The 10,578-nt window shown below is 38.6% G+C and carries 10 protein-coding genes and 1 pseudogene; 4 read left to right on the top strand and 7 right to left on the bottom strand.

From position 1 onward, the window contains the following. The coding region (locus P8M52_RS00055) for a pseudouridine synthase (protein WP_300305602.1) at positions 1-500 on the top strand (500 nt) is incomplete at its 5' end. Between the two features lie 33 nt (positions 501-533). Here P8M52_RS00055 and P8M52_RS00050 read toward each other — a convergent pair. Next, on the bottom strand, positions 534-1,907 hold the full coding sequence (locus P8M52_RS00050) for a phosphomannomutase/phosphoglucomutase (protein ID WP_300305600.1): 1,374 nt from the start codon (positions 1,905-1,907) through the stop codon (positions 534-536). Between the two features lie 45 nt (positions 1,908-1,952). Here P8M52_RS00050 and P8M52_RS00045 point away from each other — a divergent pair, with 45 nt between their 5' ends. From P8M52_RS00045 to P8M52_RS00035, 3 genes are all read left to right on the top strand, one after another. Further along, entirely contained in the window at positions 1,953-2,330 is a 378-nt protein-coding gene (locus P8M52_RS00045; RefSeq protein WP_300305598.1) for a SoxR reducing system RseC family protein, read from the top strand. Positions 2,331-2,392: 62 nt separating this feature from the next. Continuing rightward, positions 2,393-5,041, top strand: coding sequence for a pyruvate dehydrogenase (acetyl-transferring), homodimeric type (gene aceE / locus P8M52_RS00040; protein WP_300305596.1), 2,649 nt, complete (start codon positions 2,393-2,395; stop codon positions 5,039-5,041). Positions 5,042-5,064: 23 nt separating this feature from the next. Beyond that, the gene (locus P8M52_RS00035) at positions 5,065-5,409 is read left to right on the top strand and encodes a HopJ type III effector protein (protein ID WP_300305594.1); all 345 of its coding nucleotides are present in this window, start codon (positions 5,065-5,067) and stop codon (positions 5,407-5,409) included. A 14-nt stretch (positions 5,410-5,423) separates the two neighbouring features. Here P8M52_RS00035 and P8M52_RS00030 read toward each other — a convergent pair whose 3' ends face one another. From P8M52_RS00030 to P8M52_RS00005, 6 genes and pseudogenes are all read right to left on the bottom strand, one after another. Next, positions 5,424-6,299, bottom strand: a complete 876-nt coding sequence (locus P8M52_RS00030) for a DMT family transporter (protein WP_300305592.1) — start codon at positions 6,297-6,299, stop codon at positions 5,424-5,426. 8 nt (positions 6,300-6,307) lie between these two features. Next, a complete protein-coding gene (locus P8M52_RS00025) occupies positions 6,308-7,393 on the bottom strand; it encodes a cupin domain-containing protein (RefSeq protein WP_300305590.1) in 1,086 nt (361 codons plus the stop codon). Between the two features lie 115 nt (positions 7,394-7,508). Then, positions 7,509-8,132, bottom strand: coding sequence for a 2OG-Fe(II) oxygenase (locus P8M52_RS00020; protein WP_300305588.1), 624 nt, complete (start codon positions 8,130-8,132; stop codon positions 7,509-7,511). A gap of 30 nt (positions 8,133-8,162) precedes the next feature. Then, positions 8,163-9,623, bottom strand: a complete 1,461-nt coding sequence (guaB, locus tag P8M52_RS00015) for an IMP dehydrogenase (protein WP_300305586.1) — start codon at positions 9,621-9,623, stop codon at positions 8,163-8,165. Next, positions 9,624-10,271 (bottom strand): TIGR04211 family SH3 domain-containing protein, encoded by a 648-nt coding sequence (locus P8M52_RS00010; RefSeq protein WP_300305584.1) that lies wholly within the window; start codon positions 10,269-10,271, stop codon positions 9,624-9,626. 3 nt (positions 10,272-10,274) lie between these two features. After that, positions 10,275-10,578 (bottom strand): annotated as a pseudogene (locus P8M52_RS00005) (valine--tRNA ligase); the annotation flags it as partial.

Here is a 10,578-nt window from a genome sequence, read left to right as displayed (position 1 = left end):
GCGTCTTAAAAACTATGTTCGAAAATAAAAAGTACACTAAAGAGTACTTGGCATTAGTTAAAGGTAGGGTTAGAGATGAGTTAACAATTGATAAGCCAATTGAAAAAGCTGACAGTAGCATTAAAGTTAAGATGACTTGTAATACCAAACAGGGTAAGGCCTCTAAAACTTATATTTATCCTGTAGAGTTTAACAAAACAAACAATACAACTTTGGTGAAAGTCATTCCAGTTACTGGAAGGCAACATCAAATTAGAGTGCATCTAGATTCTATAGGTCATACTATTGTTGGTGATCCAATTTATGGGGTTGATGAATCAATTGTGAATGACTATTTATCCAAAAAACTAGCGCCACAAAAAAGAATTGAGCATACTGGTGCAGAGCGTCTAATGCTTCATGCCAATCGCCTAGCTTTTACATACAACGATAGCGAATACGATATTATGTCGGAACAAGCCAAGACGATTTTTAATCAATTTAGCAGGATTGATTTTTAAAGTGCTAGTTTGTTTGAGCAGTTTAAGTTAAGATTAAAAGTCTTTGGTGGAGATGTTATTAGCCTCTAGCCAAGTTCTAAAGGTTTCTTGAATCTCTTCTAAGGTTTCCTGATTGTCAGCTTCAAAGCGTAGTACTAGACATGGCGTAGTATTAGAAGGGCGTACCAATCCCCAACCATTTGGATAATCCACTCGAACACCATCAATCGTGGTGATTTGTGCACCATCGAAACTGACATTTTCAGCTAATTTATCCATAGCTACGAATTGTTGACCCTGTTCATCAAAATGAATATTGATTTCAGGCGTATTAATGCTATCAGGCAAATCAGCAAATACTTGTTCACATGTTTTATTGGTTTTTGAAATAATTTCTAACAGTCTTGCGCCAGTATAAAGCGCATCATCAAATCCATACCAACGCTCTTTAAAGAAAATATGACCACTCATTTCACCGCCAAGTGCAGCGCCGGTTTCTTTAAGTTTAGCCTTAATGAAGCTGTGGCCAGTGCGTGACATAATTGCCTCACCGCCATATTCAGTAATGTCTTTTGGTAGAAGGGAAGAGCACTTTACGTCAAACACAATTTTAGCACCAGGATTTCGACTAAGAATATCGCGAGAATATAAAATCATCTGACGGTCTGCCCAAATAACATTGCCCTTATTGTCAATTAAACCAAGTCGATCACCATCACCATCAAAGGCAAAGCCCATATCTGCACCCGTATCAATTACCTCTTTAATAATATCTTCTAGGTTTTTAAGCTTAGAAGGGTCGGGATGATGGTTAGGAAAATTACCATCAATCAAGCAAAATAGCTTACTAACCTCGGCACCTAACTGTTCAAAAAGTTTTGGCGCTATATTACCGGCAACGCCGTTACCGCAATCGACAACAATTTTCAGTGGCTTGTCTAGTTTAATATCTGACTTAACACGATCAATGTAATCTTGTTCAATATCTACTTTAGTTGATGTGCCATGACCCTTGTTAAAGTTATTATTTTGAATACGCTGATATAGCTCTTGAATACGATCACCCGAAAGAGTTTCACCAGCAATCATAATTTTAAAACCATTATATTCTGGCGGGTTATGTGAACCGGTAATCATAACGCCGCTGCTAGCTGCTTTTGTGTAGGTAGCAAAATAGACTAATGGTGTTGGTACCATGCCAATATCAACCACATGGCAGCCACTCTCTTTAAGACCAGTTTTTAACGCATCCATTAACGCTAGTCCGCTTAGTCGCCCATCACGACCAACCACTACGCCACGCTCACCTTTTGCAATTGATTCACTGCCAATAGCAAGGCCAATTAGCCTAACCACCTCTGGTGTTAATTCATGTTCAACAATACCACGAATATCATAAGCTTTAAAGATTGATTGAGAGATGTTCATAAGTTGATAAAATGTAAGATATATAAATGGTTTATTTTAAGCGTAATGAAAGAGAAATTTGAAGTAATCGAAATTAAGAATCAAACAATGACATTAAAGGTTAATCGCTCAGGTGGCTGTAATAATTGTTCTGCTAGTGGTGGTTGTGGCACTGGTATTTTGGCTAATTATTTTGATCATTCTTCAATATTTAATAAGCCACTTCAATCAGGTATTTTGGTGGGAGACATGGTTACATTAGAAATATCTTCTGCAGAATTATTTTGGCGCGCTTTCCAATTATATATTATGCCTTTGTTGGTATTATTTATGGGTGCAGGCATAGGAGTAGTGTATTTCCCGCAGCATGAATTATGGCAAATAGCGTTTGGTTTTAGTGGTTTTTTTGGCACTCTAATACTGACAAAATATTTTATAAAGTAACGCTATAAAGTGGCGTATTTTTGGGATAATCGATGTATTTTATATATTAAATAAATCACATTATGCCAGGTCAAGACATAGATCCTTTAGAAACCCAAGAATGGCTAGAAGCCTTTAAATCAGTAGCGCGCGTTGAGGGAAGTGATCGTGCAAAATTCTTATTAAATCAGTTGATGGATATGGCTCATCAAGAAGGCATGGATTTGCCGTCTGGGGTAAATACCGCTTATCTAAATAGTATTGCTCAAGAGAAAGAAATTGCCACAGATATTAATCAAGATATCGAAGATAGAATTTCTGCTATCGTGCGTTGGAATGCAATGGTAATGGTGGTCAAAGCCAATCAACTACCTTATGAATTAGGTGGCCATATTGCTTCATTTGCCTCATCTGCAACCTTATACGAAGTTGGTTTTAATCATTTCTATCGTGGCCCTGATGCCGATCAAGGTGCTGACTTAATCTTCTTCCAAGGTCATATCTCTCCAGGTATTTATTCTCGTGCTTTTTTAGAAGGACGCATTACCGAAGATCAGATGCTTAGGTTTCGTCAAGAGGTTGGTGAAGGTGGATTAAGCTCGTACCCACATCCATGGTTAATGCCTGATTTTTGGCAATTCCCAACGGTGTCAATGGGTTTGGGCCCAATTATGGCTATCTATCAAGCTCGATTCATGAAATATCTCCATCATCGTGAAATTAAGCAAACAGACAAGCGAACTGTTTGGGCATATTTGGGTGATGGAGAGACAGATGAGCCTGAATCACTAGGTGCTATTTCGATGGCGGGCCGTGAGAAGCTTGACAATCTTATTTTTGTGATTAACTGTAATTTACAACGTTTAGACGGACCTGTGCGAGGTAATGGAAAGATCATTCAAGAGCTTGAGGGCATGTTCCGCGGCGCAGGCTGGAATGTTATCAAAGTTATCTGGGGTGCTAAGTGGGATGAGTTACTTGCTAAAGACACGAATGGTCTGCTTAGAAAGCGCATGGAAGAAGTAGTTGATGGCGAGTATCAAGCTTATAAGGCTAAAGATGGTGCTTATGTACGTAAACATTTCTTTGGTAAATATCCAGAATTATTAACCATGGTTGAGCACATGAGCGATGATGAGATTTATCATCTTAATCGTGGTGGACATGATTTAAACAAGGTCTTCCAGGCTTATCATGCAGCTAAAGCATGTAGTGATAAACCAACGGTTATTTTGGCTAAAACTGTTAAGGGTTATGGCATGGGTGAAGCAGGTGAAGGTCAAAATACCACACACTCGCAAAAGAAATTAGGTTTAGAGCAAGTTGAGATCTTTGCCAAGCGTTTTAATATTCCAGTCACAGATGCTGATGTTAAAGAATTAAACTTTTATAAGCCAGAAGCTGATAGTGAAGAAATGACTTATATGAATGCTAGACGTGAATCATTAGGCGGTTCATTGCCAGTGCGTGCTTTTGATGTAGAATCATTACCAACACCTGAATTAAGTGTGTTTGACGCACTACTTAAGTCTAGTGGCGATCGTGAAATGTCGACCACTATGGCATTGAATCGAGTAATGACTTTATTAGTACGCGATAAAGCTTTAGGACCTAAAATCGTACCAATTATTCCAGATGAGGCTCGCACCTTTGGTATGGAAGGTTTGTTCAGACAGCTTGGAATTTACTCTGCATCAGGTCAACTTTATCAACCAGAAGATTCTGATAAAGTGATGTGGTATAAGGAAGATAAAAAAGGTCAAGTATTGCAAGAAGGTATTAACGAAGCGGGCGCAATTTCAGATTGGATTGCTGCAGCAACGTCGTATTCAACGCACAATACCACCATGATTCCGTTCTACATTTACTATTCTAAATTTGGTTTCCAGCGTGTGGGTGATTTGGCCTGGGCAGCTGGTGATATGCAAGCTAAAGGCTTTTTGATTGGCGGAACTGCAGGACGAACAACCTTAAATGGTGAGGGCTTGCAACACCAAGATGGAGATTCACACTTAGTGGCTAATACCATACCAAACTGTGTGTCATATGATCCGACTTATGCATTTGAGTTGGCAGTTATTGTGCGTAGTGGTTTAGAGAGAATGTACACTAACAATGAGAATATCTTCTACTACATTACCACCATGAATGAGCTTTATACACATCCTGAGATGCCAGAAAATTCTGAAGAAGGAATCGTTAAAGGTATGTATGCACTTAAGTCAGTTGGAGAAGGTGATAAACAAGTGCAATTAATGGGTTCAGGCACTATTCTTAGAGAAGTGGAAGCTGCAGCGCAAATGTTAGCTGATGATTGGGGTGTTAAATCAGACGTATGGTCAGTAACTAGTTTTAATGAGTTGACACGTGAAGCGCAAGCAGTTGATCGTGTGAATCGTTTTAGTACAGATACACCTGCAGTTCCATATATCACTCAATGTTTAGAAGGTGCTGAAGGTCCGGTTATTGTTGCAACAGATTACATGCGTAACTACGCTGAACAAGTGAGAAAATATGTGCCAAATCGCTACGAAGTGTTGGGCACAGATGGTTTTGGTCGTTCTGATTCACGTGCAGCATTGAGAGACTTTTTTGAAGTTGACGCAAATTATGTTGTGTTGGCATCACTTAAAGCATTGGTTGATGAGGGTCAAATGGATAGTGCAGTTGTTGCACAGGCAATTGAAAAATACGGTATAAATATTAATAAACCAAATCCAATGACGGTTTAGTTGACAGCTTTAAAACGAGGAGAATGAGAGTGACACAAGAGGAATACTTAGAAGAGCTAAGATCAGGTGCGAGAATGAAATTTGAAGACTTGATTGCGCTTATTGAAGATGACTATGATTACACACCTGCCGGTTTTTCTAATGGAGAAATTGAGAATTCGGCTGATGAAAATCAAGGAAGTGCTAAGTTGTTTTGTTTTGCTGCCGTCAATCAGTTAACCCAGTTGGAGACACTACATTGCTTTGGTCAATATTATCAAGAAGTGCTTGACACACCGGAGAGCGATTCACACGGAAATATTCGTAACTTCATGACATATGGATGGGAGGGTTTGAAGTTTGACTCACCAGTGCTAAGCCGAAAATAATCCTTAAAACCGCCTTATAGGCGGTTTTTTAATGCCTTTTCACCGTATTCGTATATTGCTAATCCGAACAGTACCAAGGCAATGCCGCTAAGCTGGGTCAATGTTAATTGCTCATGATTGAGTGTGGATCCAAGAATAAGGGCAAAAACAGGCGTAATCAAAGGCACAATGCCAACCACTCTAACGCTCGAGTGTTTAATTAAGTAATAGTAAGACATAAATCCAATCACTGAACCAAAAATAGCTAAATAGCCAATCGATAGGGCGGCTACTAGACTGGTGTCTGGAATGCTTGCACCTGACAATATCCAAGTCATCATAAATAAAGGTACACTAACCATAAGAGCACCAGTGGTGGTTTCTAAAGCCGATGTATGTGCATTTATTTGCTTAAGCTTGACCGAAATATATGATTGAAATGCCATGGCTAATGTGACACTAGCAAGGCCTACCACTAACGTTTCAGCGAAAGTAAACGAATGCTTAAAGATAATAAACAGTCCTGAAAGCCCTAACAAAAGGCCAGTCATTTTACTCATTGAGAAAAACTTATCCTTAAGTAGGATTAATGCAAAGACACCAGTGATAATAGGGGTCAAGCCAAAAACAACAGAAATCAACCCTGATGGGATGCTCAGCGCTGAATAGTAGACTAAACTCATAGTGACAAAGATTCCAGCACCAGCATACAAATAATTGATTAAAGCTTGCTTATGTAAAGGTAGTGATTGTCGTTTAATCAGTAATAATAGCATGCAAAGAATCAAGCCTATTAACATTCTACTGGCAACACTAAAGCTAAAGCTAGAGCCTAAAGTTGACCACTGAATTGCAAGCGGCGTGGTTGACCAAATTGCAACAACAGATAAAAACACGATGTAAATAGGCATAGAACTAATTAAATTTCTTGCACAAGGTGTAAGTCAAATAGCAATTTGGATAAGTCTAAATTGCTAGCAGCACTCAAATTTCTAAGATTGCATAAATCTTTTAAACAATTGTCATCTATGCCACCAACATCTAATAAATTACCGTTTAAAAAATAATGTGTTGCATTATTGATTTCTGTATATGCAATTTTACAAACTGCATGTAGTTGATAAGTGGCATTAGGATTAAAGATTAACTCTAGTTGCTCATACTCAAATTGCTGTAGTATTTTTTGATCCAAGGTGTCAAGCTTGGTAACAAATTTGGAGAAGTCTAGGGCATTGATTTCGGAGGTTCTGTTGGCCATTTGAATGGCAGAATCTGGAATAAAGGCAGGGGCGTCACAAGCGTTCCACACCGGGTCGAGATAATAATTATTTTCTTGGTCTATTGGCGTTGCGTTAAACATCTCTTTAGCAGAATAAGATCGATAACCGAATGATAAAGTTGTGCAATCATCACTCAAACTCATACCATGGTGTGCCACTTTAGGTGGCACATACAAAACGTCGCCTGGTTCTACATCAAACTCTTGATCTGGCGTGAATTGATTCATAATTCTCAGCGGTACATTTTCTAAATAGTTATCAATATTGCAATTATTACTACTTAATTGCCAGCGACGTCTACCACTGCCTTGAAGTAAAAATACATCATAGAAATCAAAATGAGGGCCTACACTGCCACCCTGAGTGGCATAAGAAATCATCACATCATCAAAGCGCCAACGCGGAATAAAATCAAAGTGATTGATTAGTGCTTCAACTTCAGGAATAAATCTATCTACGCCTTGTACTAGCAAGGTCCAGTCTTTTTCTGGAAGGTTTAAGAAATCAGATTCTGAAAACGGGCCATTGGTTAATGTCCATTGTTGATTATCAATAGCGCCAGTAATGAGACGTGATTCGAACTCCTCTTCGAGTGATAGGCCTGCCAAATCATCAGGTTCAATCGGAGAGATAAAATTAGGAATTGCCTGTTTAATTAGTAATGGCTTTTTCTGCCAATAATTAGCTAAAAACTCTTGCTGAGAAATTTTTCCAAAGTGAATCAAAGTGATGCCTTGTTAGTCATAATTACCATCAATTGCAACTATATATACAAGATATCCAGATTTTTTTAATTAAAAAATTGAGTAACTAACTTGCTTGGTATTGTTGCTTTTTGAATTAGGATAGTCGTTTTAAGAAACCCTCACGTGAACCAGCATTAATCCACCCAGTAGCAATTGTTTTACTGAGTTCGTTATTGACACGACCACGATGAATATGAGAAGGGGAGGCAGGAAAGATAATTAATTTTCCTCGCTCTGCTGCTTCATGATGTTCTTGCCAGTGAAATTCAGTGCCAGCTTCTTCTACAGAATCACAATACAAGATCCAAGCTAAAACACGATTTCCAGGCTCTGTTAGCTCATCACAAATGGTCCAATCACAGTGCCATTGTTTAAAGCCTTCACCTGGCGCATATCGTTGTAGATTAAAAATAGGCATTACAAATAATTCTTGTTCAGGGCAAACCTGACGAAACAAAGGTCGTTCTTGCAAGTAACGTTCTAGGCCTGCTGAAACACCTCGTACAATCAGATTTGATAAAGCAAATTTTTCAGGGTCAGAATTATTAAGTGCAACGAGACTAATATCTGTTGATACTTTAGCTGGTTCTGCATTACTACCACCAGAGCCGAAGGCTACTCCTGGACGTTGTAGATCTTGGCGACGTTCAAAGAAATCCATGACACTGTCAGCTACTGCTTCGTAGCCTGGATTTTGATATTTACCAATTAACTGCATATCAAGAGAGCCCTAAATAAAGTTTTGTTATTATTGGTGATAATTTGGCGCTTCTTTCGTTATTGAAACGTCATGAACGTGTGATTCAACCATTCCTGCTGAGGTTACTTGAACAAATTCAGCAACTGAACGCATCTTTTCTAAAGTTTCACAACCTGTGTAGCCCATAGATGATCTAACGCCACCGACCATTTGGTGAATGATAGGGCGAATCGATCCTTTAAATGCGACACGTCCTTCAATCCCTTCAGGTACTAGTTTGTCTGCTTTTGAATCAGACTGGAAATAACGATCTGAAGAGCCATGTGCTTGATTCATGGCGCCAATAGAACCCATGCCACGGTAAGATTTATAAGCACGACCTTGGAATAATTCAATTTCGCCTGGAGATTCTTCGGTACCAGCAAGCATTGAACCAAGCATTACGCAATATGCACCAGCAGCAAAAGCTTTGGCAATGTCACCTGAATAGCGAATACCACCATCAGCGATTAAAGGAACGCCAGTACCTTCTAACGCCTCTGCAACATCAGAAATTGCAGTAATTTGTGGAACGCCAACACCAGAAACAATACGAGTAGTACAAATACTACCCGGTCCAATGCCTACTTTTACACAATCAGCGCCCGCCTTAACTAAATCAAGTGCAGCAGCGCCAGTAGCGATATTACCAGCAATAATGTTTAGTTGAGGATGTTTGCTTTTAGTTTTCTTTACACGATCAATCACACCTTGAGAGTGTCCATGAGCTGTATCTATTACAATTACATCAACACCGGCTTCTACCAATGCATCAATACGTTCACCAGTGCCTGCAGCTACACCAACGGCCGCACCAACGCGCAATTGCTCTTGCTCATCTTTACAAGCATTAGGGTAGTCAGTTGATTTTTGAATGTCACGCACCGTAATCATGCCTTTAAGTTCAAACTGATCATCTGTAATAACAACACGTTCAATACGATGTTGTTGTAGAAGTGCTCTGACCTCAGATATATCTGTACCTTCTGTAACGGTAATTAATTTTTCTTGAGGCGTCATTAAATTTGCAACCGTCTCATTAAGATGTGTTTCAAAACGTACATCGCGGCCAGTAATCATGCCAACAATGGTGTTGCCGTCAACCACAGGAAGGGCTGAAATTTTATGTTGTTGCTGTAAATCAAATACATCTTTAACAGTTGCTGTAGAGGTAATTGTAATAGGTTCACGAATAATGCCAGACTCAAAGCGTTTAACCTTACGAACTTCATTAGCTTGCTCTTCAACCGACATATTTTTATGAATAATACCAATGCCACCTTCTTGAGCCATTGTGATGGCCAATTTTGCTTCGGTAACAGTATCCATTGCCGCAGAAAGAATTGGCGTGTTAAGTGTAATATTTTTGGTTAGTTTGGTCACCATACTTACTTCTTTAGGCATGGTAGTTGAGTGTGCCGGTACTAATAAAACATCGTCAAATGTTAGTGCTGTTTTTAGTAAGTTCATTTAATATCTCCTGCGGTTAACAAAGTTTGGAAAAATAAAGCCAATTAAGATTCCAAAGAATAGGACAAAACTGCCTGTGATAAACCAGTTTCTAGAACTAGATTCTTCAGTAGCGGTTGTGTTGTTTTTAAGTAGTTGAATTTCAGCCTTTAATTGTAAATTAGAAGTCATTAGTTTTTCATTAGAGTGTTCTAATTTTAAAGCGTCTTTATAAACTTGCTCAATATGTGCTTTTTCAGACTTAGATTTGCTAGTTTGAATAGACAGCTTGGTATTTTTAACTTTTAAAGCTTGAACTTCAGTTTCAAGCTCTGTTTTTCTTTTAGCTAGCTTATTAATTAACAATTTGTTGGCACTGTAAGTTTGTCTAAGTTTTTCTAATTGAACTCTAGCAGGCGGATTATTGGACAAATAACGAGAAATAATCCAACCAGTTGAGTCTTCGAATTTAACTTGAGTCCAGCCATCTTCAGTTGCTTGCAAAATCGATAATTTTGTACCTGATGAAAGCGAACGAACAATGTTTTTATCAAAAGTTTTATCTGCCCTCATGGGGATGTCAACCTTATCTGTAATATAAACAAACGACTGTGCACTAGCAAGTGTGCTTGTTAGTAGTAGTATGCTTGTTATATACTTCAGTTTCATATTTTATAAGCTTGATATTTTGTCTAACTGATCATTTAGATCACTGATAGCGCTTAAGGTTGCAGCTAGTCTTTCACGTTCTACGTTAACGATAGCTTCTGGCGCACCAGAGACAAATTTCTCATTGTTTAACTTGCCTTCAAATTGCATTCTTTGCTTGTCTAGTTTTTCAATTTCTTTGTTCAAGCGTGCCACTTCTTGCTCTTTGTCGATTAAGCCTGCTAAAGGGATTAAAATTTTCATCTCACCAACTAATGCTGTTGCTGATTCTGGCGCTTCATCGGCAGCATTAAGTTTATCAATATTT

The sequence above is a fragment of the Candidatus Thioglobus sp. genome (assembly GCF_029243085.1).
Classification (GTDB): Bacteria; Pseudomonadota; Gammaproteobacteria; order PS1; family Pseudothioglobaceae; genus Thioglobus_A.
This window is presented reverse-complemented; position numbering and strand designations above follow the sequence as displayed.

Coding starts and splice junctions, on each gene's coding strand:
- P8M52_RS00010 (WP_300305584.1), bottom strand. CDS start 10,271: ATGAAACTGAAGTATATAACAAGCATACTACTACTAACAAGCACACTT.
- aceE (WP_300305596.1), top strand. CDS start 2,393: ATGCCAGGTCAAGACATAGATCCTTTAGAAACCCAAGAATGGCTAGAA.
- P8M52_RS00030 (WP_300305592.1), bottom strand. CDS start 6,299: ATGCCTATTTACATCGTGTTTTTATCTGTTGTTGCAATTTGGTCAACC.
- P8M52_RS00050 (WP_300305600.1), bottom strand. CDS start 1,907: ATGAACATCTCTCAATCAATCTTTAAAGCTTATGATATTCGTGGTATT.
- guaB (WP_300305586.1), bottom strand. CDS start 9,623: ATGAACTTACTAAAAACAGCACTAACATTTGACGATGTTTTATTAGTA.
- P8M52_RS00045 (WP_300305598.1), top strand. CDS start 1,953: ATGAAAGAGAAATTTGAAGTAATCGAAATTAAGAATCAAACAATGACA.
- P8M52_RS00020 (WP_300305588.1), bottom strand. CDS start 8,132: ATGCAGTTAATTGGTAAATATCAAAATCCAGGCTACGAAGCAGTAGCT.
- P8M52_RS00035 (WP_300305594.1), top strand. CDS start 5,065: ATGAGAGTGACACAAGAGGAATACTTAGAAGAGCTAAGATCAGGTGCG.